The organism is Caulobacter sp. Root1455 (genome assembly GCF_001426905.1).
Taxonomy (GTDB): Bacteria; Pseudomonadota; Alphaproteobacteria; order Caulobacterales; family Caulobacteraceae; genus Caulobacter.
Map to the genome: position 1 here is coordinate 63504 of NZ_LMFQ01000008.1, position 21923 is coordinate 85426.

The 21923-nt window shown below is 68.8% G+C and carries 15 protein-coding genes, 1 tRNA gene and 1 pseudogene; 8 read left to right on the plus strand and 9 right to left on the minus strand.

Annotated elements, in window-relative coordinates:
* Positions 1-87 precede the first annotated feature (87 nt).
* The 4 genes and pseudogenes from ASD21_RS06190 to tsaD all read right to left on the minus strand — a co-directional run bounded on the left by ASD21_RS06190 (position 88) and on the right by tsaD (position 2609).
* A complete protein-coding gene (locus ASD21_RS06190; RefSeq protein WP_056438284.1) occupies positions 88-369 on the minus strand; it encodes a YciI family protein in 282 nt (93 codons plus the stop codon).
* Between the two features lie 15 nt (positions 370-384).
* Positions 385-517: pseudogene (locus ASD21_RS25195) on the minus strand (hypothetical protein); the annotation flags it as partial.
* On the minus strand, positions 514-1509 hold the full coding sequence (locus tag ASD21_RS06195) for an NAD(P)H-dependent glycerol-3-phosphate dehydrogenase (RefSeq protein WP_056438285.1): 996 nt from the start codon (positions 1507-1509) through the stop codon (positions 514-516). The gene ASD21_RS06195 and the pseudogene ASD21_RS25195, both read right to left, overlap by 4 nt.
* On the minus strand, positions 1506-2609 hold the full coding sequence (gene tsaD / locus ASD21_RS06200; RefSeq protein WP_056438288.1) for a tRNA (adenosine(37)-N6)-threonylcarbamoyltransferase complex transferase subunit TsaD: 1104 nt from the start codon (positions 2607-2609) through the stop codon (positions 1506-1508). The genes ASD21_RS06195 and tsaD overlap by 4 nt, the downstream gene beginning before the upstream one ends.
* Before the next feature lie 71 nt (positions 2610-2680).
* On the opposite strand from tsaD, the gene hemC reads away from it, so the two are divergent.
* From hemC to ASD21_RS06250, 7 genes are all read left to right on the plus strand, one after another.
* Positions 2681-3637, plus strand: a complete 957-nt coding sequence (gene hemC / locus ASD21_RS06205) for a hydroxymethylbilane synthase (RefSeq protein ID WP_056438291.1) — start codon at positions 2681-2683, stop codon at positions 3635-3637.
* Positions 3638-3642: 5 nt separating this feature from the next.
* Positions 3643-4350, plus strand: a complete 708-nt coding sequence (locus tag ASD21_RS06210; RefSeq protein ID WP_056438294.1) for a uroporphyrinogen-III synthase — start codon at positions 3643-3645, stop codon at positions 4348-4350.
* A 43-nt stretch (positions 4351-4393) separates the two neighbouring features.
* The gene (locus ASD21_RS06215; RefSeq protein ID WP_056438295.1) at positions 4394-5326 is read left to right on the plus strand and encodes a COG4223 family protein; all 933 of its coding nucleotides are present in this window, start codon (positions 4394-4396) and stop codon (positions 5324-5326) included.
* Positions 5323-6882 (plus strand): heme biosynthesis protein HemY, encoded by a 1560-nt coding sequence (locus tag ASD21_RS06220; protein WP_056438298.1) that lies wholly within the window; start codon positions 5323-5325, stop codon positions 6880-6882. Before ASD21_RS06215 ends, ASD21_RS06220 begins: the two co-directional genes overlap by 4 nt.
* An 86-nt stretch (positions 6883-6968) precedes the next feature.
* A tRNA-Thr gene (locus ASD21_RS06225) sits at positions 6969-7044 on the plus strand.
* A 1089-nt stretch (positions 7045-8133) separates the two neighbouring features.
* Complete coding sequence (locus ASD21_RS06235; RefSeq protein WP_056438307.1) at positions 8134-10140, plus strand: TonB-dependent receptor plug domain-containing protein; 2007 nt, start codon at positions 8134-8136, stop codon at positions 10138-10140.
* Positions 10141-11285: 1145 nt separating this feature from the next.
* Positions 11286-13319: a TonB-dependent receptor plug domain-containing protein gene (locus tag ASD21_RS06250; RefSeq protein ID WP_056438309.1), complete on the plus strand. Its 2034-nt coding sequence runs from the start codon at positions 11286-11288 to the stop codon at positions 13317-13319.
* Positions 13320-13540: 221 nt separating this feature from the next.
* Here ASD21_RS06250 and ASD21_RS06255 read toward each other — a convergent pair whose 3' ends face one another.
* From ASD21_RS06255 to ASD21_RS06275, 5 genes are all read right to left on the minus strand, one after another.
* The gene (locus tag ASD21_RS06255) at positions 13541-14974 is read right to left on the minus strand and encodes a DUF1254 domain-containing protein (RefSeq protein WP_082554648.1); all 1434 of its coding nucleotides are present in this window, start codon (positions 14972-14974) and stop codon (positions 13541-13543) included.
* Between the two features lie 11 nt (positions 14975-14985).
* Entirely contained in the window at positions 14986-16410 is a 1425-nt protein-coding gene (locus tag ASD21_RS06260; protein ID WP_056438312.1) for a DUF1254 domain-containing protein, read from the minus strand.
* A 231-nt stretch (positions 16411-16641) separates the two neighbouring features.
* Positions 16642-17244, minus strand: coding sequence for a hypothetical protein (locus ASD21_RS06265; RefSeq protein ID WP_056438314.1), 603 nt, complete (start codon positions 17242-17244; stop codon positions 16642-16644).
* Between the two features lie 237 nt (positions 17245-17481).
* Positions 17482-19680 (minus strand): 3-hydroxyacyl-CoA dehydrogenase NAD-binding domain-containing protein, encoded by a 2199-nt coding sequence (locus ASD21_RS06270; RefSeq protein WP_056438317.1) that lies wholly within the window; start codon positions 19678-19680, stop codon positions 17482-17484.
* 18 nt (positions 19681-19698) lie between these two features.
* Positions 19699-20904 carry an acetyl-CoA C-acetyltransferase gene (locus ASD21_RS06275; protein WP_056438321.1) on the minus strand — a complete coding sequence of 402 codons (1206 nt, stop codon included), beginning with the start codon at positions 20902-20904 and terminating at the stop codon, positions 19699-19701.
* A gap of 81 nt (positions 20905-20985) precedes the next feature.
* Between ASD21_RS06275 and ASD21_RS06280 the strand changes: the two genes are divergently transcribed.
* On the plus strand, positions 20986-21918 hold the full coding sequence (locus ASD21_RS06280) for a hypothetical protein (protein ID WP_056438324.1): 933 nt from the start codon (positions 20986-20988) through the stop codon (positions 21916-21918).
* Positions 21919-21923 lie beyond the last annotated feature (5 nt).

Here is a 21923-nt window from a genome sequence, read left to right on the forward strand (position 1 = left end):
CGTTATCCAGGACCGCCGGAAGCGCATGCGTTCACGCGTCGGTCCCGGACCTTCGCGCTGCGCGCTCGTCCGGGATGACAACGATTGTTAGAGGCTGCCGATCGCCAGCCGCCAGAAATGCACCTCGACGCTCTCGAACACGCCGGCGGCGGTGAAGGGGTCGTTGTCGGCCTGGGCCTGGGCGGCGGCCTTGTCTTCGGCCTCGACCACGATGATCGAGCCGATCGCATTGCCGTCGTCGTCCAGCAGGGCGCCGGCCAGCTTCAGGTTCTTGCTGTTGTTCAGGTAGTCCAGGTGGGTCGGGCGGGTCGCCAGGCGGGTTTCGAGCGCGCCGGGCTTGTCCTTGCAGACGATGGCGTAGAGCGGCATGGGCGGTGGTCCTTTCTTGGGGATGGGCCCTGCGTCCTTCGAGGCCCGCTGCGCGGGCGCCTCAGGATGAGGAATTCAGAAACAACCCACTTACCTCATCCTGAGGCGTGAGCCGAAGGCGAGCCTCGAAGGCCGCGCGGCGCTTCAGGCCTCCGCCTTCAACGGCCGCGACAGCAGCCCCAGGATGGCGCTGTCGACGTCGACCTCGCCGGCCAGGATGGCGGCGACGGCCTCGCAGATCGGGGTCTCGACGCCGAGGGAGCGGGCCAGGGCGCGGACGGCGGGCGCCGAGGCCACGCCCTCGGCCACCGAGACCTTGCCGGCCAGGGCCTGCTCCAGGGTCTGGCCGCCGCCCAGGGCCAGGCCGACGCTCATGTTGCGCGACTGCGGGCTGGAGCAGGTCAGGACCAGGTCGCCCAGGCCGCACAGGCCGGCGACGGTCTCGCTCTTGCCGCCCAAAGCGACGGCCAGGCGGGTCAGTTCGGCGAAGCCGCGGGTGATCAGGGCGGCGTGGGCGCTGCGGCCCAGGCCCTTGCCCTCGGAAATGCCGCAGGCGATGGCCAGGACGTTCTTCACGGCCCCGCCGGCCTCGGCCCCGATCACGTCGGCGGCCCAGTAGGGGCGGAAGGTCGGGATGGCGATGGCCTGGCCGATCCGCTGGCCCAGGTCTTCGTCCTCGCAGGCCAGGGTGACGGCGGTGGGCAGGCCGCGCGCCACCTCGCCGGCGAAGCTGGGCCCCGACAGCACGGCGATCGGCTGGCCCGGCAGCACCTGCGCGGCCACGTCGCTCATCAGTTTCAGCGTGCCCTGCTCGACGCCCTTGGAGCACAGCACCACCGGAACGCCGGCTTGCAGGTGCGGCTTCAAGGCCGTGAGCGCCGAGCGCAGGTGCTGGGCCGGCGGCACGGCCAGGATCAGGTCGCAGGCCGACAGCGCCGCCATGTCGGCCGAAGCGACGATGGCGGCCTCCAGCTTCACCCCGGCCAGGAACATGGTGTTCTCGCGGTCGGCGGCGATCGAGGCCACGACCTCCGGCTCGCGCGCCTGCAGGGTGACCTGGAGGCCGGCGCGGGCCGCGACCTGGGCCAGGGCCGTGCCCCAGGCCCCGGCGCCGATGACGCCCACATGTTTGAACGTCATGCCTTGGCTCCCTTGCGACCGAAACTGTTGCTCGGATTGGATAACGCCGCCGCCTCGTCCAGCGGCCAACGCGGACGCGCCACGGCGTCCAGGTCGTCGGAAATGCCGATCGCCAGCCGCTCGGCCCCGGCCAGGGCGATCATGGCGGCGTTGTCGGTGCAGTAGGCCAGGGGCGGGGCGTCGAAGCTGAAGCCGTTGTCGGCGCAGTTCTTCCGCAGCGCCTCCTTGACCGCGCCGTTGGCCGCCACCCCGCCGGCCACGACGAAGCGCAGGGCCTGGTCCGGGTGGCCGGCGGCGTAGAGCTTCATGGCCCGGTCGGTGCGTTCCGAAAGCTGGCGGGCGATGGCGAACTGCACGGCGGCGGCCAGGTCGGCACGCTCCTGCTGTGACGTGACCTTCTCGACCAGCCGCGCGGCGGCGGTCTTCAGGCCCGAGAACGAGAAGTCGCAGTCCTTGCGGCCCAGCAGGGCGCGCGGCAGGTCGAACTTGGAGGGGTCGCCGCTGGCCGCCAGCGTCTCCAGGGCCGGGCCGCCGGGATAGGGCAGGCCCAGGCTCTTGGCGATCTTGTCGAAGGCCTCGCCGGCCGCGTCGTCGATCGTGGTGCCCAGGCGGGTGCAGGCGCCCACGCCCGCCACTTCCAGCAGCTGGCAATGACCGCCGGAGACCAGCAGCAGCAGGAAAGGATAGTCGATCGAGGCCCCCAGCCGGGCCGAGACCGCGTGGCCTTCCAGGTGGTTGACCGCCACCAGCGGCAGGTCGCGGGCCAGGGCCACGGCCTTGCCGAACGCCAGGCCGACCATCACCCCGCCGACCAGGCCGGGCCCGGCCGTGGCGGCCACCCCGTCCAGGGCGTCGAAGCCGATCCCCGCCGTTCGCATCGCCTCGGCGACCACCGCGTCGATGGCCTCGACATGGGCGCGGGCGGCGATCTCGGGCACCACCCCGCCGAACGGGGCGTGCTGCTCGAACTGGGTGCCGACGATCGACGACAGCACCTCGACACGGCCGTCCTCGTCCCGGCGCACGACGGACGCGGCGGTCTCGTCGCAGCTGGTTTCCAGTCCAAGGATGGTGAGGCCCATTTTCCTTAAGGGGGTCATTCGGTTGCGGCCGCTTCGCCGCTCCTGTAGCAGGCAAGGCGTCTTTCGACCTTGCAGGTAACGTTCGAACCTTGTCCCGGCAACCCATCCGTATCGGCGCGCGCGGCTCCAAGCTGTCGCTGGCCCAGTCCGGCCTGATGCAGGCCCGTATCGCCAAGGCGCTCGGCTGGAGCGGCGGGGACGATCTGGACGCCTACGCCCGGCTGATCCCGATCGTCACCAGCGGCGACCGCATCCAGGACCGCCGGCTGATGGAGATCGGTGGAAAAGGCCTTTTCACCAAGGAGATAGAGGAAGCGCTGCTGGACGGCCGCATCGACTGCGCCATCCATTCGCTGAAGGACATGCCGGCCGAATTGCCGCCGGGCCTGGTGCTGGCCGCCACCCCCGAGCGCGAGGATCCGCGCGACGCCTTCATCAGCCATCTGGCTGAACGCCTGGAAGACCTGCCCAAGGGCGCGCGCCTGGGCACCGCCAGCCTTCGTCGCCAGGCCCAGGCCCTGCACGTGCGGCCCGACCTCGAGGTCGTGATGCTGCGCGGCAATGTCGACACCCGCCTGGCCAAGCTGGAGCGCGGCGAGGCCGACGCCATCCTGCTGGCCCAGTCCGGCCTGAACCGCCTGGGCCTGGGCCATCTGACCCGCAGCTGGCTCGACCCGCTGGCCGCGCCGCCCGCGCCGGGCCAGGGCGCCCTGGTCATCGAGACCCGCGCCGAGGACGTCGATCTGCCCTGGCTGCAAGCCGTGCGCTGCCAGGCCACGACCCTGGCCGTCGCCGCCGAGCGCGGCGCGCTCTACGCCCTGGAGGGCTCGTGCCGCACGGCGATCGGCGCCTATGCGCGCCTCGACGGCCTGGCCCTGACGATGATCGTCGAAGCCCTGACCCCGGACGGCGTCCAGCGTTTCCGCCGCGAGGGTTCGATCGTCCTGTCCAGCGCCGACGCGGCCGACGAGGCCCGGGCCCTGGGCCTCGACCTGGGCGCGGCCGTTCGCCAAGAGGGCGGTCCAGCCCTCATCCTGACCGAGTAAGGCCGATGGTGGCGGCGGCGCCGCGGATCTGGATCACGCGCGCTTCGCCAGGGGCCGAGGAGACCGCCGCGCGCCTGGCGGCCATGGGCCTGCCGCCGCTGGTGGATCCGCTGCTGGAGGTGGTCGCTCTCTCGCCGTCGATCGATCTGGACGGCGTGGCGGCCCTGGCCTTCACCAGCGTCAACGGCGTGGAGGCCTTCGCCCGCCTCTGCGCCGACAGGAGCCGCCCCGTCTTCGCGGTGGGCGAACGCACCGCCCGGGCCGCGCGCGAGGCCGGCTTCGCCGAGGTGGTCTCGGCTGACGGCGACGTCGGCGCCCTCGCGGCGCTCATCGTGGGCCAGAGGGGCCGGATCGGCGGCGTGGTGCTGCACCCCAGCGCCCTGGCGCCCGCCGGCGACCTTGTCTCGCCCCTGGTCGCGGCCGGCCTGACCGCCCGGCGCGTGGCGGTCTATGAAACGGTCGAGCGTGATCCCGAACCCGCCACCCTGGCTCAGCTGGGAACCATGGCCGCGGTTCTGCTCTATTCGCCGCGCGCGGCCGGCAAGCTGGCTCGGGTGCTGAAGGCCCGCCCCGCGCCCAGCCTTCGGGCCTTGTGTCTGTCGCCGTCCGTGGCCGGAGCGCTGGGGACGGCGGAGCAGGACGGCCGCCTGGCGTCCGTGGTCTGCGCGCCGCACCCCAACGAAACCGCGCTGCTGGATCTGCTCACGCTCTAGCTGAACGATTGCGCGGCGCGGCGGCGTGGGGCACGAATGGCGCATGACGCTCGCTCCCGACCCCGTTGAATCCGTTGCTCCGCGCGACCCGGCGCTGTATGGGCGCCGCCGCCTGCTGGGGCCCGGCTTCTGGGCGGTGATCGCCTTCGGGATCGTCTGCGTGGCGATCGGCGCGGCCCTGGCCCGATTCGGTCCGACCTGGTTCTCGGGTCCCAAGGAGCCGCCCGCGAGCCAGCCGTCCGCCGCGAGCGCGCCCCCGCCCGCTCCAGCTGGATCCGTCCCGCCGCTCTACGGCGCGCCCAGCGTCGCCGCGGTCCCGCCGCCGGCCTCCGAGGACGTGGCGCAGCTGGAGGGCCGGGTCGCGGTCCTCGAGACGGGTCAGCAGCGGGCCCTGGACGCCGCCGGCGCGGCCCTGGCCGCCGCCACGCTCGCCGACGCGGCCCGCACCGCCCGGCCGTTCGCCGAGGAACTGGCCAGCCTGGAGCGCGTCCTGCCGCTGTCGCCCGACCTGCGGGCCCTGGCGCGCCTGGCCCGGGACGGCGCGCCGACCCGCGCGGGTCTGGCCGCCGAGTTCGAGACCCTGACCGGCCGCGCCGCCGTCGCCGCCCGCGATCCCGGCCGCAACGCCGACTTCCTGGCCCGGCTGCGGCACGCCCTGTCCAGCATCGTCTCGATCCGCCAGGTCGGCTCGACCCAGGGCGCGACGCCCGACGCGGTCCTGGCGCGCGCGCAGAAGCTGCTGAACGAAGGCGACATCGAAGGGGCGCTTACCGCCCTGGAGGGTCTGCCGGCCCCGGCCCAGACCGTGCTGGCGCCCTGGCGCGCCGCCGCCGAGCGCCGGGTCGAGATCGACCGTCACATCGCCGCGATCCGCGCCGAGGCCCTGGCCGGCCTGGTCCAGGTGACGCGCGCCCAGGGCGAGGCCGCCCCGCCCCATGCCCCGTCCAACGCGCCGCCCGTTTCGGTGACCCCATGATCCGCGCGACGTTGGTCTTCTTCGTGGTCGCCGCCATCGCCGTGGCGGTGGTCGCCCTGACCGGCGAGCCGGGCGCGGCCAGCCTCGACTGGATGGGCTGGCGGGTCGAGATGACCGCCGCCGCCGCCGCCCTGCTGACCCTGTTCACCGCTCTCGTGGCCACGATCCTGTGGCGCGGTCTGCTGTGGGTGGTCGGGGCGCCGCAACGCGCCGCCCGCGCCCGCGCCGACGCCAAGCGCAAGCAAGGCGTCGAGGCCCTGTCGCGCGGCTTCCTGGCCGTCGCCGCCGGCGATGGTTCCGAGGCCCGCCGCCTGGCGCAGAAGGCGTCCGAACTGGCCGAGGACGCCCCGGCCCTGGTTCGCGTCCTGGCCGCCCAGGCCGCCGAGGCGGCCGGCGACCACGTCGCCGCGCGCCAGGCCTACAACGCCATGCTCGGCTTCCCGGAGATGCGTCTGGCGGGCCTGCGCGGCCTGATGCAGACCGCCCTGGCCGAGGGCGACAGGGCCCTGGCCCTGCGGCACGCCGAGACGGCCTACGGCCTGGCCAAGACCGCCCGCTGGGCCTGGCGCGCGCTTCTCGAGGCGCGCCTGGAGGCGGGTGATTGGAAAGCCGCCCTGGCTCTGGTCCAGGGCGCGCTGGAGCGCAAGATCGTTCCGCCGCTGGTCGCCGAACGGGCGCGGGCCGCCCTGCTGGCGGCCTCCGCCGCCGGGCTGGAGGAGTCCGACGATCCCAAGGTCCTGGCCCAGGCGCTGGACTTCGCGACCCAGGCCGCCAAGCTCAAGCCCGACTTCGCGCCGGGCGTGGTGATGGCCGCGCGCCTGCAGGCCGCCGAGGGCAAGGCCGCCAAGGCCGGAGCCCTGATCGAGCACGCCTGGAAGCAGGCCCCGCACCCGGCCCTGTGGCTGGCCTATCGCGATCTGAAGACCAGCGAGACCCCCAAGCTGCGCGCCACGCGTCTGGCCGCCCTGGCCAATCTGAAGCCCGAAGCCCGCGAAAGCCGGCTGCTGAAGGTCGAGAGCGCCCTGATCGGCGGCGATCCGATCGCCGCCCGCGCCGCCGCCCGGCTGCTTCCGGAAGAAGCGCTGACCGCCCGGATCGCCGGCCTGATGGCCCGGGTCGCCTATGCCTGCGGCGAGGCCGACGAGGCCCGAGCCTGGGTCGCCCGGGGCGCGGCCGTGCCGCAGGAGCCCGACTGGTCGGATCTGGACCCCGAGGGCCGCGCCTTCGCCTATGCCCGGGACGACTGGGCGCGGCTGACCGTCAGCTACGCCGAGACCGGCGAGCTGATCCATCCCCGCTTCGAGCGTCGCGAGCGCACGATGAGCGAACTGCCCGAACTGCCGTCGGCCTATGCGGAATCCACGCCGTTCGTCCGGGCCGCCGAGACCGGCGGCGCGCTGATGCCCATTCCCGACGATCCGGGAATCGGGCCGGCGGGCGGCGCCGGCGGGTTCGATCCGGCCCCGTCGCCGGAGCCCGAAACCAGCGGTCCGGCGCCGCGTCGCAAGACCGGTTCACGCCGACGCTTGGCAAGCGGCCCTCGCGCCGCTAAATAGGCCCCTCCTCGCGCCGGGTCGGTGATTTGGCGCCAGGAACACCAGTGTCTTCCGACCCTGTTTCGACGGGCCCGGAGACGAAGCGCGCCGCTTTAGCTCAGCTGGTAGAGCACCTCATTCGTAATGAGGGGGTCACAGGTTCGAGTCCTGTAAGCGGCACCACCTTCCTTTTCCCTTGGCGTTCGGCGGCGCTTGGCGCCTGGGCCTGCTTGCTCGCGGAAATTCGTCCGCCGCGAGGCCGTGCGACGAAATGCCCGCCGACGGTCTACCGCTCTAGGACAGCGCCCCCGTTGCTCAAGCTCGTGGCTAACGCCTGCCCGAAACAGCGCGTCGAACGACCATGTTCGATCAATCGCCATGAAGCTCGACAGTATGAATGCGGTATGGGGTTACACTGCTACTTGTAATGAGTTTGATTGCCTTGTGTAATTTTTCCAATGTGTGGCAATAAGTCGCGATATTTACATGGAATATGCTCTAATTTTTACTTTGAGATGATCCGCTATTTATGGATGAACATTTCACTGTAATGATTTGTTCACATGAAAATCGACATCACCACTCCCACAAGTCCGGAAAATCCGGTCAGGGGATGCAAGAAATGTCGAAGAGAAACACCCGGAGCGGCATCGTGCTCTGCGCGCTGGCGCTGGTCGCCGCGCCGCTGAGCACCGCCCACGCCGACGCGGCCAAGGATGTCCAGGTCGCGGGTCGCGCGCTGACCTTCCTCGAAAACGGTCCGACCGGCAAAGCCGTGCTGGGCGTGGTCTTCGACCCGTCCAAGCCCGCCTCGGTCGCCGAGAAGAACGCCGTGATGGCCGCCATCGGCGGCGGCATGAGCGCCGGCGCCGTGACCCTGACCGCCAAGCCNGACCCGTCCAAGCCCGCCTCGGTCGCCGAGAAGAACGCCGTGATGGCCGCCATCGGCGGCGGCATGAGCGCCGGCGCCGTGACCCTGACCGCCAAGCCCGTCGAGGCCTCGGCCGTCTCGGGCGTCAGCGGCGTCGCCGCTCTCTATGTCACCGCCGGCGTCAATGTCGGCGCGGCCGCCAAGGCCAAGAAGCTGATCACCATCGGTTCGGATCCCTCCTGCGCCGCCAGCGGCGCGTGCGTGATGAGCGTCTCGGCCGACCCGAAGGTGGAGATCATCGTCAATCGCGCCGCCGCCGCGGCGGTCGGGGCGGTCTTCAAGGCCGCCTTCCGCATGATGATCCGCGAAGTCTGATCCAGCTCGAGCCCAGAGAAACAATCATGAAAAAGACACTTCTGGCCGGCGTTTCGGCCACCTTCGCCCTCTCCCTGGCCGCCCTGGCGTCCACGGGGGCCGCCCACGCCCAGTCGATCGACTACGGCGCGATGGAGCAGCTGTTCAACGAACCGGTGACCACCAGCGCCACCGGATCGCCCCAGCGCGCCACCGAAGCCCCGGCCGACATGCAGATCATCTCGGCCGATGAAATTCGCCGCTCCGGCGAGACGACCCTGCCGGGCATCCTGCAGCGCGTCGCCGGCGTCGACATGCTCAACTTCTCGGCCGGCCAGTCGGACGTCACCGTCCGCGGCTATGATCAGGTCAGCTCGCCGCGCCTGTTGGTGCTGGTTAACGGCCGTCAGGTCTATCTCGACCACTATGGCCTGACGATGTGGCAGACCATCCCGGTGCAGCTCGACGAGATCCGCCAGATCGAGGTGGTCAAGGGTCCGGGCAGCGCGCTGTTCGGCTTCAACGCCGTGTCCGGCGTCGTCAACATCATCACCTTCAACCCGAAGTTCGACAACCGCAACGTGGCGACCGTCCGGGTCGGCGATCATGGTCAGAAGAGCGCTTCGCTGGTCGCGACCCACAAGTTCGGCCAGTCGGTCTCCGCGCGCTTCTCGGCGGGCGCCGAAGAGCGTGACGAATGGGCCCGCACGGGCGCCCTGCCCACGGCGGCCACCCTGCACGATCCGCAAAGGGTCTCGACCGCGCTCGACGTCGTCGCCCAGCTGGCGCCGAAGACCGAACTGCGTCTCGAAGGCTCGTGGGCCAACGCCCAGCAGGACAGCCTGGTCGGCTACAGCTACGCCGTCACCAAGATGATCACCACCTCGGGCAAGGCGACGCTGACCTCCGACACCCGCCTTGGTCAGATCCAGGCCCAGGCCTATCAGAACCAGCTGAACGCGAAATACGGCATCGCCAACGGAGTCCATTGGAAGAACACCATCACGGTGGCCAGCCTGCAGGACCTCTTCAAGGTCGGCGCCGCCCATACGTTCCGGTTCGGCGGCGAATACCGCCACAACACGCTCAACGTGGCGCCGATCGGCGGAGCGGACGTCAGCTATGACGTCTGGTCCGGCTCGGCCATGTGGAACTGGGCGATCAGCAAGACGGTGACGACCACCGCGGCCGCGCGGATCGACAGCCTGCAGCTGCAGCGCAAGGGTGTCTTCCCGGCGCGCATCCCGCTGGCCGACAACAGCAACTGGGACCGCACCATCAGCGAACCCAGCCTGAACTTCACGGCCGCCTGGACCCCCACGCCCAAGGACACCTTCAAGGCCTCCTACGCCCGCGGCGTCCAGGCGCCGAGCCTGATCGAGCTGGGCGGCGTGCAACTGGCCTCCGGGCCGGTCTATCTGCTGGGCAACCCGAACCTGGAGCCGACGATCGTCACCAACTACGAGCTGGCCTATGATCACCAGTTCGCGGCGGCCAAGCTCGGCGTCCGGCTTTTCACCCAGGATTGGCAAGGCCTGAAGAGCGGTCTCGGCACCGCGGCGCTTGACTATATGCCCACGGCGACGACCAATCCCGGCTTCACCTACAAGAACGCCGCCGACTCCAAGATGAAGGGCGTCGAGCTGACCCTGGCCGGCAAGTTGGCCGGCGGCTTCGGCTGGCACGGCGACTACACCTACACCGACGTCAAGGACACGCCGTTCGCCGGCATGAACCCCGTCGCCCGCTACACGGCCTTCGAGTCGACCACGCCCGAGACCCGCGGCAATATCGGCGCGGACTGGGTCAAGGGTCCTTGGGAAGCCGACGCCAACCTGCACTATGTCGGCGACTTCCAGTGGTACGACATCACCAACGGCGCCCTGAAGCCGGTCAAGGCCTATGCCTCCCTCTCGAGCCGCGTCGGCTACCGGATGGACAACGGCGTGACCCTGGCGGTCAGCGGTCAGAACCTGCTCAGCGAGCAACAGAAGCAGACCCGCGGTCTCGAAGCCGAGCGTCAGGTGCTGTTCTCGGTCAGCAAGGCCTGGTGATCCCAGGCGGCTTCGTCCTTCGGGGCGAAGCCGCTGATCTCCGGGGCAGGCGCGCGCTTCGTCCGGGAGCGCGCGTCCTGTCTGCCCGGCGTCTCGCGCATTTGTCGCACCCCCTTCAAGGCGCCTTGCGACAAAATGTCCGTAAGCGGACTGTCGCGTCAGAAGAAGTCGGCCTTTGCTTTCCCCGGCCCTCAGTAGATCGAAGCCATGGTTCAGTAGAACATGTATTCGAACGAACATCTCCCGCCCATTGTGGGTGAAAATGACCCTAGTTGCTGATAAATTAAAGTACACATTCAACAATATTGCCGCGATCTGTACGAAAGATAAGTCATAAAGAGCAGGCAATTTATAAGATTGATATAGATCAATTTCATCCGATGCGTTGAATACCAACGTTCTCCAAATTGCTTTACAGACTTGTTTACTATTGCAGCGACATCAGACACCCCGTGAAGCCCGGAAGAAACTCGGGCAGGGGATGCAAGATGTCGAAAAGAAAAACCCGGGGCGCCGTAGCGCTCTGCGCACTGACCCTCGCGCTGGCGCCGTTGGGCGCCGCCCACGCCGACGCGGCCAAGGACGTCCAGGTCGCCGGTCGCGCGCTGACCTTCCTCGAAAACGGTCCGACCGGCAAAGCCGTGCTGGGCGTGGTCTTCGACCCGTCCAAGCCCGCCTCGGTCGCCGAGAAGAANCCGAACGCCCCGAACAGCACCACGCCGGCGGCGATCAGCACCGTGGTTAGCCGTGCTGGGCGTGGTCTTCGACCCGTCCAAGCCCGCCTCGGTCGCCGAGAAGAACGCCGTGATGGCCGCCATCGGCGGCGGCATGAGCGCCGGCGCCGTGACCCTGACCGCCAAGCCGGTCGAAGCCTCGGCCGTCTCGGGCGTCAGCGGCGTCGCCGCTCTCTACGTCACCACCGGCGTCAATGTCGGCGCGGCCGCCAAGGCCAAGAAGCTGATCACCATCGGTTCGGACGTCTCCTGCGCCACCAGCGGCGCCTGCGTGATGAGCGTCTCGGCCGATCCCAAGGTCGAGATCGTCGTCAACCGCGCGGCCGCCGCCGCCGTGGGCGCGGTCTTCAAGGCCGCCTTCCGCATGATGATCCGCGAAGTCTGATCCAGCTCGAGCCCAGAGAAACAATCATGAAAAAGACTCTTCTGGCCGGCGCTTCGGCCACCTTCGCCCTCTCCCTGGCCGCCCTGGCGTCCACGGGGGCCGCCCACGCCCAGTCGATCGACTACGGCGCGATGCAGCAGCTGTTCAACGAACCGGTGACCACCAGCGCCACGGGCTCGCCCCAGCGCTCGACCGAGGTTCCGGTCGCCATGGAAATCATCTCGGCCGACGACATCAAGCGCTCGGGCGCCGTCGACCTGCCGACCATCCTCAGCCGCGTCGCCGGCCTGGACGTGCTGAACTGGGGCGCCGGCGCCTCGGACGTGAGCGTCCGCGGCTATGACCAGGCGATGTCGCCGCGCCTGCTGGTGCTGATCAACGGCCGCCAGGTCTATCTGGACCACTACGGCTACACCGCCTGGGCCACCCTGCCGGTGCAGCTGTCGGAAATCCGTCAGATCGAAGTCGTCAAGGGCCCCAACAGCGCCCTGTTCGGCTTCAACGCCGTGGGCGGCGTGATCAACATCATCACCCAGAACCCCAAGTTCGATGACACCGGCAGCGTCTCCCTCACCGGCGGCACGAACGGCTACGGCGAACTGTCGGTGGTCAAGTCGGTGAAGCTGGGCGAGCGCTTCTTCGCCCGTCTGTCGGCCGGCGCGGCCCAGATGGACGAGTACAAGACCAACGCGGCCGTTGCGTCCAACCTGCTGACCGACCCGGCCCGGGTCTCGGTCAACCTCGACACCATCGCCCAGCTGACCGAGAAGACCGAACTGCGCGTCGAAGGCTCGTGGTCGAACGTCCAGGTCAGCGAAGTGGTCTCCAACATCGACTACTCGCCCAGCAAGTACGTCACGACCTCGGTCAAGGCGACCCTGGCTTCCGACACCCGTCTTGGCCTGCTGCAGGCCTCGGCCTATGAAACCAATCTGACGGCCAAGCAGGTCGTGGTCGGCCAATCGGCCCGCTTCGAGAACAAGCTGGACGTCCTCAGCGTCCAGGACCTGTTCAAGATCGGCGCGAACCACACGTTCCGCATCGGCGGCGAATACCGCAAGAACCAGGTCAACACCGCGCCGCTGGTCGGCGGCAAGCTGAGCTACGAGGTCGCTTCGATCTCGGGCATGTGGAACTGGGCGATCAGCGAAAAGCTGGCCGTGACCGCCGCCGGCCGCTACGACGACCTGAGCCTGTCGCGTGAAGGCACGTTCCCGGCCGGCTACCCGGCCGTGACCAACGCCTACTGGGATCGCTCGATCAAGAAGGCCAGCTACAACCTCGGCGTCGTCTATCGTCCGACCCAGGCCGACACCTTCAAGGCCACCGCCGCGCGCGGCGTGCAGGTTCCGACCCTGGTCGACCTGGGCGCGGTTCAGCTGCGGGTCGCCGCCGGTCCCTACACCATCGGCGTGATCGGCAACCCGACCCTGGAGCCCTCGATCGTCACCAACTATGAAGTCGGTTACGAACGCGCGCTGCCGGGCCTGGACGCCAAGGCCGGCGTCAGCGTCTTCACCCAGAAGACCGAAGACGTGAAGGGCCAGCCGACCTCGGCCCAGATCGACGTCATGCCGACCGCGCCGGGTGTCCTGCCGCTGCTCAGCTACCGCAACGTGGGCGACAGCGAGATGTGGGGCGTCGAACTGACGGCTTCGGGCAAGATCTCGGGCGGCTACCACTGGAGCGGCAACTGGGCGTTCACCGACGTCGACGACCAGCCGACCGCCGGCTTCTCGCCGACCATCCGCCTGACGAACTTCTCGGCCACGACGCCGGAAGTGCGGGCCAACGTGTCGTTCGGCTGGTCGAACGCCGAATGGTCGGCCGACGCCTTCGCCCACTACACCGGCGACTTCAAGGGCTACACCTCGGACCAGACCCCGGTCCTGGCGGACATCGAGGGTTACGTCACCCTGGGCGGCCGCGTGGCCCGCACCTTCGACCACGGCCTGACCCTGGCGGTCAGCGGTCAGAACCTGACCGAAGGCCGACAGCGCCAGACCACCGGCCTGGAAGTCGAGCGTCGCGCCTTCGTGACCCTCAGCAAGGCCTGGTAAGCTTCACGCTCACCGGAAACGAGAAGGGCCCCGTCGCGAGACGGGGCCCTTTTTCGTTGGAGATCCCCGATCTCGGCGCCGAGAGCGGACAGAATGAGCGTCCGCCGTGGGTGGAAGGTGGACATCGACCGGATGGTCGCGCCAAGCGAGACCCACGCCCCGCCACAAGGCGGATACTGGGGCGGCTTGGGCATGGCTGGGCGTCCCCAAGTCGAACCGGGTTAGACCTCTTCAATATCCGGCAGCGCCCAACTGGCGTCGAAATACGCCTCCAGTGGCGCGTAGAGGCGGAAGTACGTGAACCAGGCCCGTCCGGGCACGGTCGGGATCCAATTCGACTCCGGCGCGCCTTCAGGGGGCTCGGGACCGAACACCAAGTCGATCGAGCCGTCGGGGTTGGTCGCCAGGTCGTGGCGCGAGCTGCGGTCCACCTTGTCCAGCGGCGTGTCGATGAAGCACCGGGTCTCGATGTCGTAGAGCGTCACCGACCACCACTGACCCACCGGGACATTCGGCGGCACATGCAGGCGATAGGTCTTGCCGCCGTCGAGCCAACGCCCAGCTGCGTCGCGATAGGTGGACAGATAGGCCTGGCCCTCGCCTGGCGTGTGGGTCGTCATGCCCGCCGAAAGCCCGACAGCCTCGTAGAACCACGACGCCCGCTCATCGAGCTCGGAATAGAATTCCGACTGCTGGCTGAGGTCGACGTTCACCACCCGGTCCCAACGCCCGCGATAGGTCGCGGTGGCAAAGCGCTTGTCGAAGGAATTGGCGATGGCCATCAGCCGGCCGATCCGGGCGCCGTCGGCCAGCGCTTTGGCCTGAACCGAGGTCGGTTGGAACGGCTTGCCCTTCTCCAAACCCAACGGTTTGAGCATCGCCATGATCAGACGATCCTCTTCCTTGACCGGTTCGACCTGCAAGATCGCGTCGAGCCGCTCCCAGTACGCCATGCCGGTCGGATGGGTCCCGCTCCAGGCCCGCCCTTCGGGCCGGACCACGCGGGTCTTGCGCGGCGCGGCGGCGTCCTGGGCTGGATAGGCCTGATAGCCCGCCAGGACTCGCGCGGCTTCGTCCGGGTCGGTGGCCAGGATGCGGGTGGCGTGCATGATGTTGAAGGTCGGCGAACGCACCACGTGATCCGCCGCAAAGCCTTTCGGCGCGTCCTGGCCAGGGCCCAGGATCAGATAGCGCCCCCCATTGCCCTTGTCCGGACCGGTCAGGCCGAAGTCAACGATCGACCGCTGCCAGAAGTCGCCGCAACCGCCCGCCGTTTCGCCCGCCGGATAGTCGACGACGAGCGGACCGGTCCGCGCCAGGTTCACGAAGCCGACGATATAGGGCGTGGTGCCGTTGGCGGTGATCAAGCCAAGCTTGTCGCGAGGGCTGACGTACTGGACGATGTCGCCGTCCCGAGCGCCGAACACCGTCTCGTGCTGGTTCTGCCATTGGGCGTACCCAATGATCGGCAAGGCCCACAGATAGGCTTGGCAGGCCCGCTGGAAGTCGCGCTCCTCGTAGAGGTGGTCGATGGCCGCTTGATCGGGCAAGCCCTGCCTGTCCAGGCTTAACGGCCCGATGCGGGTGTCCGTCTCGCCGCCTTTCGGACTGAAGCTGCGTTCGGAAGCGACGGGCGATGTCTCGAGATCGGACATGGGCGAAACTCCTAGGTCACTTTGCGGACGGAAGGCGGCGGCCAGCCGCCGGTCTGAGCCGGCTGGCTGGGGCCGTAGAGACGGAAGATCACGTTGAATGGTCCGCTCTTGGGCGACGGCAGCCAGTTGCCCTGATTGTCGGCTCCCGGCGGATCGTGCTGGACGTAGATTGTGAGCGAACCGTCGTCTCCGAACTTGAGCCCCGGACTGCGGTCGCCCAGGGAATAGCGGTTGATGCTGTTTTCGGAGAGCAGCCGGCTGGGCAGCTCATAGAGCGTCGCCGACCAGAAATACTTGGCGGGCGGAAGCTGGTCCTTGGCCAAGCGTATTTCGTAGCGGCTGGCCCCGTCCAAGGGCTGGCCGGTGGAGTCCTGGTCGGCCCCGACATAGACCGCCTCCTCGGCCGCGTTGCCGTAGATGCCCATGGCGGCGGCGACCGCCCGTTTGAGGTAGTCGTCGCCCAGTTGTTCACGGGACCCGAACAGGCCGATCGAACTCTTGGTCACCGCGATCTTGGCCTTCAGGGCCGCCTGACCGTCCTGCGCTCCGCCAATGACGGCGGCGCGGTCGGCTTCGCTCAGGCTCGCCAGGTCGAAGGGCTTGCCCGGCCCGATCCCGACCTTGGCGAAGCGGGCCATCAGGCCGGCCTCCGACGCCGCCGGCGGCTGGGTGAACTGCAGCAGGAAATTCAACAGGCCGATGAACTCTGGCCCCAGCCACTTCTTCTCATCCCAGGCGGGCCAGGTGATGGCGGGCGCGGCCGCTGGCGCGGCCGTCTTGGCGAAGGCCGATAACGGTTGGAGCTTGTACTGGGCCTGGAAGGCCTTGAGCGCGGCGATGTCCGAAGGTCCCAGCAGGCTGGTGCGGCCCAGGTCGACCACGATGTCGCTTTCAGCCTTCAGCACCTTGGCGATCCCGGCCGGGGGCGGTCCGTTCCATTTGGGACCGGCGATCAGGTAGCTGCCCGGACCTTCACCCGTGGCGCGTACGCCGACATAGCCGAAGATCTGCGTGAACAGGTCCATCCACTGGTGGACATAATACCGGCCGGCTTGGGCGGCTGGCACGGTCAGCACCCAGGGTTCGGCCCGCAGGTCCAGCCAAGCCCAGCTATAGGGCGTGTCGTTGTTGGGGGTGACGATGTCGCGGTTGGCCGGAGTGAAGAACTGGGCGTAGTGGCGGAACTTGCCGAAGCCGCCGACATAGCCGGGATTGGCTGGGTCGAGCGTCTGCTTGGCCAGGGTCGCGTAGTTCATGATCATGGGATAGGCGTAGATCCAGGCGTCGCGGACGATGGTGCGTGGATCGCTTGACCCCGCTGTGTCGTCATCAGAGGGCGGAGCCGAGATCTGGCTCTTGGGACCGCACGAGGCCATCAGGCCGATTCCGCCGAGCGACGCCGCGCCGGCCAAAAGCAAACGTCTGGATGGGATCATGGCAGCCTCCATCGCCACAGACTGCGGCGCGGAGCACGTCGCCGACATGGAGGCGAACCCCTGCGGAGACACGGGATTCCCGCAGACAGGTACGGAAAAAAGCCTGAGCCTCCATCCCGCAAATCGCCCGTAGGCCTTGGACGCCGCCGCAGGGGCGATCTAGCCTGGGAGCGTGCCGACAGCGGGCGGTCTGCTATCGCCGCGCCAATGTCCGAAGGGTCGAAGGCGGACCTAGTCCCAGCCCTTGATCTTTTTCTTTTTGCCCAGGGCGAACAGGCCCGGATAGGGGCCCTTGCCGGTGCGGTACAGGCACCAGTCGTCGTCCTTCTTGCAGTCGCCGTCGAAGGCCGCCTTCTTGTCGGGGTCGATGGCGGCGTACAGCGCCGGCCCGTTCTTGTTCTTGGCGCCCAGGGCCTCGGCGCAGGCCTCGCGCTCGGCCTTGGTCAGCTTGACGATGTCGGCCTCGGTGCAGCCGCTCTTGCGCGCGGCCTCGCGCAGGGCCTCGCCGCCGCCGGTCAGGGTTCCTCGCGCCGTGAAGCCGGGCGGGGCGACGACCTGGCCGCGCTGTGAAGGAGTCAGCGCCGGGACGGACAGAGTCGGCACGCCCGGCGGCGGCGCGCGGAGGGCGGGATGGAAGGCCGTCGTCGCGGACGCCCGCGCCCGCGGCGCGGGGCGGTCGGGCGTGGCCGGGGCCAGCAGGCTCACCTCGACGCTGCGGGGCTCGACCAGGCTCGGCGCGGGCGGCACGGCGATCAGCAGGGCCCAGCCCAGCAGGCCGTGGAACGCCAGCGACAGGCCGCCGACCACCAGCCAGCGCCGCCTGCCCGCTTGCATGGCCGATCTCACGGAACGCGGTCCTCGACCTGGCGCGTGCCGACCTTCCTGGCGGACCGCTCGGGGGCCGTCACTGGCGGGATGCGTCAAAGATGGGCTCGATCTCACCGAACCGAGCTCTAGCGACGGGGTGGGGCCGGACGATGGCCGCGACAAGTCGGGCCTGAAACGAATGCGGCCAAACGAAAAGGGCCCGGCGTCGCCGCCGGGCCCTTCCATTGTCATGAGGCGCGGCCGTCAGGCGGCGGCCTTCTCCTTGACGCCGAAGCGGCTGTAGAAGGTCTCGCCCTTGGCGGCCATGTCGCGCAGCAGTTGCGGCGGGGCGAAGCGGGCGCCGTACTTCTGGGCCAGGGCGTCGCAGGCCTCGACGAACTTGGCCACGCCCACGCCGTCGATCAGGCTGACCGGGCCGCCGGTCCAGGGCGCGAAGCCCCAGCCCAGGATGGCCCCGACGTCGGCTTCACGCGGGTCGGTGATCACGCCTTCCTCGAAGCAGCGGGCGGCTTCCACGGCCTGGCGGTAGAGGAGCCGGGTGCGGATCTCCTCGATGCCGGCCTTGTCGACCTCGGCGATCTTGACCGGCGCCAGCTTGGCCAGGCCCGGCCACAGGGTCTTGGGGCCGTTCTCCGGATAGTCGTAGAAGCCCTTGCCGTTCTTGCGGCCGTAGCGGCCTTCGCCCTCGACCATCTTCTCGATGATCGTGGTGAAGGGGCGCTCCTCGTACTTGTCGCCGAGGTCCTTCTTGGTCTGCTGGGCGATCTTGTAGGAGAGGTCCAGCGCGACGTCGTCGTGCATCTCCAGCGGACCGCGCGGCATGCCGGTGGCCCGGCCGACATTGTCGATGATGGCCGGGGCGTAGCCGTCGGCCAGCAGCTCCATGCCTTCCTGCACGAAGGTGCCGAAGCAGCGGCTGGTGTAGAAGCCGCGGCTGTCGTTGACGACGATCGGGGTCTTCTTGATCTTCAGGACGTAGTCGATCGACTTGGCCAGGGCTTCCTGGCTGGTCTCGTCGCCCATGATCAGTTCGACCAGGCCCATCTTGTCGACCGGCGAGAAGAAGTGGATGCCGATGAACGAGGCCGGACGCACCGAGGCCTTGGCCAAGCCGGTGATCGGCAGGGTCGAGGTGTTGGAGCCGAAGATCGCGGTGTCGGCCAGCTGGGCTTCCGCCAGCTTGGTGACCGAAGCCTTGACCTCGCGGTTCTCGAACACGGCCTCGACGACCAGGTCCGAACCCTTGACGTCGGCGTAGTCGGCGGTCGGGTGGATCAGGGCCAGGATCGCTTCGCCCTTTTCCGGGGTCATCTTGCCGCGCGAGACGGCCTTCTTGACCAGGCCCTCGGCGTAGCCCTTGCCCTTGTCGGCGGCTTCCTGCGTCTGGTCGATCAGCACGGTCTCGATGCCGGCCATGGCTTGGACATAGGCGATGCCCGCGCCCATCATGCCGGCGCCGAGCACGGCCACCTTCTTGACGTCGTAGTGCGGCACGCCAGCCGGACGGCCCGAGCCCTTGCCCAGTTCCTGCAAGGACAGGAACAGGGTGCGGATCATGCCCTTGGCCTGGGCCGACATCATCGTCTTCAGGAAGTAGCGGGTCTCGATGCGCAGGGCGGCGTCGAACGGCACCTGCAGGCCCTCATAGACCGCCTTCATGATGTTCAGCTGGGCGGGATAGTTGCCGTAGGTGGTCTTGCGCAGCATGGCGTTGCCCATGACGAAGACCTGGCTGCCGCCGGCCGAATAGGGGCCGCCGCCGGGGATCTTGAAGTCCTTCTTGTCCCACGGCGCGACCGGGTCGCCCTTGGTCTTGATCCAGGTCTTGGCGGCCTCGACCTCTTGGCCGGCCGGGACGACCTCGTGCACGACCTTGAGGGCCAGGGCCTCGGCCGGCTTCATCGACTTGCCTTCCAGCAGGTACGGCGCGGCGGCCATCACGCCCATCAGGCGCGGCAGGCGCTGGGTGCCGCCGGCCCCCGGCAGCAGGCCGACCTTGGCTTCCGGCAGGGCCAGCTGGATCTTCGGATTGTCGGCGACCACGCGATAGTGGCAGGCCAGGGTGATTTCCAGCCCGCCGCCCATGGCCAGGCCGTTGACGGCCGCGGCCACCGGCTTGCCGCAGGTCTCCAGGGCGCGGAACGCCTTGTTCAGCGCGAAGCCGGCCTCGAAGGCGGCCTTCAGGCCCTCTTCGCCCGGCTTGCCGCCGCCCAGCCCGCCGCTGCCGCCCAGTTCGCCCAGGTCGGCGCCGGCGCAGAAGCCGGTGGTCTTGCCCGAGGTGATCACCGCGCCCTTGATGGCGGCGTCGGACTTGATGGTTTCCACCACCTCGCCGATTTCCTTGATCACCGAAGCGGTCAGGGTGTTCATCGAACGGCCGGGCACGTCGAAGGTGACCAGGGCGATGCCGTCGCCGTCGACCTCGATCTTGAAGTTTTCCATGTCTCTAGTCCTCGGCTCTTAGACGCGTTCGATGACGGTGGCGGTGCCCATGCCGGCGCCGACGCACAGGGTGATCAGGGCGGTTTCCTTGTCCGAGCGCTCGAGCTCGTCGAGCATGGTGCCCAGGATCATCGCGCCGGTGGCGCCCAGCGGGTGGCCCATGGCGATGGCGCCGCCGTTCACGTTCATCTTGTCGTGCGGGATGTTCAGCGCCTGCATCATGCGCAGGACGACGGCGGCGAAGGCTTCGTTCAGCTCGTAGAGGTCGATGTCGGAGACCTCCATCTTCAGCTTCTTGAGCAGCTTCTCGGTGACCAGCGACGGGCCGGTCAGCATGATCGAGGGCTCCGAACCGATCGAGGCCGCGCCCTTGATGCGGGCGCGGGCCTTCAGGCCCAGGGCCTCGCCCATTTCCTTGGTGCCGATCAGCACGCCGGCGGCGCCGTCGACGATGCCCGAGCTGTTGCCGGCGTGGTGGACGTGATTGACCTTTTCCACCTGCGGATAGCGCTGCTGCACGACCGCGTCGAAGGCCATCTCGCCCATGCCCGTGAACGACGGGTTCAGCGAGGCCAGGGTCTGCATGGTGGTGTTTCCGCGCACCGTTTCGTCGTGATCGAGGATCGTCAGGCCCAGCTGGTCCTTGACGCCGATCACCGACTTCTTGAAGCGGCCGTCGGCCCACGAGGCGGCGGCGCGGCGCTGGCTCTCGACGGCGTAGGCGTCGACGTCGTCGCGGCTGAAGCCGTACAGCGAGGCGATCAGGTCGGCCGAGACGCCCTGCGGGGCGAAATAGGTCTTGAAGGCCGAGGACGGGTCGGTGGGCCAGGCGCCGCCGTCGCTGCCCATGGGCACGCGGCTCATGCTCTCGACGCCGCCGCCGATCGCCAGCTGGGCTTCACCCGAGGCGACCTTGGCCGCGGCCATGTTCACCGCTTCCAGGCCCGAGGCGCAGAAGCGGTTGATCTGCACGCCGGCGACGCTTTCGGCGTAGTCGGCGGTCAGCACGGCGGTGCGGGCGATGTCGCTGCCCTGCTCGCCCACCGGGGCGACGCAGCCGAGCACGACGTCGTCGACATGCGAGGTGTCGAGGTTGTTGCGGTCACGGAGGGCTTCCAGGACCTGGGTCGCCAGGGACAGCGAGGTGATCTCGTGCAGAGATCCGTCCTTCTTGCCCTTGCCGCGCGGCGTGCGCACGGCGTCAAAGATGTAAGCGTCGGCCATTTGATGGCTCCTTCCTGCGTAGGCTTGGATGGTTCGTTAACCAAAAAGGCGTCTGATTCCGGTGATTTGGAGATCAGGACGATGACGGCAGCTGAGCGCTCGACGGACGTGGCCCACCCGGCGGTGAGCGACTTCATCGCGCGCGGCTATCATGTGTTCGGCGGCGGCGTGGACCCGGCGGCGGCGAGCGCCCTGCTGACCAAGATCCGCGCCCTGCGGACGTTCGACGCGGACCTCTTCCTGTCCGAAGCCGAGTTCGACGCCGACCCGCAATATATCGGGGTGAACCCCGCGCCGGGCCGCAACCTGCTGGAGCGGTTCGAGGACGACCTGGCCTTCGTCGAGAAGGACCCGGCGATCGTCGCGGCCCTCTCCGCCCTGCTGGGAGACGGCTACGAGATCCTGCTCAAGAAGTTGATCTGCGGCGTGCCGGCCAGCGTCGTGCCCGACTGGCTGAGGGCCCGCATCGCCGGCAACCCGGTCAACAACCTGGGCGCCTATGTGAGGGCCCCGTTCCGGGACATCACCTATTTCTACGGCATCGACTTCCACCAGGACCTGATCGACTACAAGGACCGGGAAGCCGACTTCATCACCCTGTACATCTACCTGCACGACGTGGGGACGCACGACGCCCCGCTGTTCCTGCTGGAGGACAGCCACAAGCTGGGCGGGACGCTGTTCCCGCATGACCTGACCAAGAACGAAGGCGGCTGGCTGTACCGCGACGGGCGCGGCCACGCGGTCCAGACCAAGCAGCACCTGCTGACCGGCAAGACCGGCTACGCGGCCATGTGGCACGCCTGCACCCTGCACGGCACCCAGCCCGACGCGGCCGACAACGAACGCCTCTCCCTGCGCTACCTGATCGCCCGCAAGCCGGGCGTCGCCGCGCCGGGCATGGACGCGGTCAACGCCACCCTGCTGGGCCCCCTCAGCCTGGAGGCCACGCGCAAGGATCTGGACGCCCGCGGCGCGGCCCAGATCAAGGCCAACAGCGTCAACAAGGCGTAGGGCCA

Excerpts from the sequence above, each read along its gene's own strand:
- ASD21_RS06190 (WP_056438284.1), bottom strand. The coding sequence starts at position 369 with ATGCCGCTCTACGCCATCGTCTGCAAGGACAAGCCCGGCGCGCTCGAA.
- ASD21_RS06195 (WP_056438285.1), bottom strand. The coding sequence starts at position 1,509 with ATGACGTTCAAACATGTGGGCGTCATCGGCGCCGGGGCCTGGGGCACG.
- tsaD (WP_056438288.1), bottom strand. The coding sequence starts at position 2,609 with ATGACCCCCTTAAGGAAAATGGGCCTCACCATCCTTGGACTGGAAACC.
- ASD21_RS06210 (WP_056438294.1), top strand. The coding sequence starts at position 3,643 with ATGGTGGCGGCGGCGCCGCGGATCTGGATCACGCGCGCTTCGCCAGGG.
- ASD21_RS06215 (WP_056438295.1), top strand. The coding sequence starts at position 4,394 with ATGACGCTCGCTCCCGACCCCGTTGAATCCGTTGCTCCGCGCGACCCG.
- ASD21_RS06220 (WP_056438298.1), top strand. The coding sequence starts at position 5,323 with ATGATCCGCGCGACGTTGGTCTTCTTCGTGGTCGCCGCCATCGCCGTG.
- ASD21_RS06235 (WP_056438307.1), top strand. The coding sequence starts at position 8,134 with ATGAAAAAGACACTTCTGGCCGGCGTTTCGGCCACCTTCGCCCTCTCC.
- ASD21_RS06250 (WP_056438309.1), top strand. The coding sequence starts at position 11,286 with ATGAAAAAGACTCTTCTGGCCGGCGCTTCGGCCACCTTCGCCCTCTCC.
- ASD21_RS06255 (WP_082554648.1), bottom strand. The coding sequence starts at position 14,974 with ATGTCCGATCTCGAGACATCGCCCGTCGCTTCCGAACGCAGCTTCAGT.
- ASD21_RS06260 (WP_056438312.1), bottom strand. The coding sequence starts at position 16,410 with ATGATCCCATCCAGACGTTTGCTTTTGGCCGGCGCGGCGTCGCTCGGC.
- ASD21_RS06265 (WP_056438314.1), bottom strand. The coding sequence starts at position 17,244 with ATGCAAGCGGGCAGGCGGCGCTGGCTGGTGGTCGGCGGCCTGTCGCTG.
- ASD21_RS06270 (WP_056438317.1), bottom strand. The coding sequence starts at position 19,680 with ATGGAAAACTTCAAGATCGAGGTCGACGGCGACGGCATCGCCCTGGTC.
- ASD21_RS06275 (WP_056438321.1), bottom strand. The coding sequence starts at position 20,904 with ATGGCCGACGCTTACATCTTTGACGCCGTGCGCACGCCGCGCGGCAAG.
- ASD21_RS06280 (WP_056438324.1), top strand. The coding sequence starts at position 20,986 with ATGACGGCAGCTGAGCGCTCGACGGACGTGGCCCACCCGGCGGTGAGC.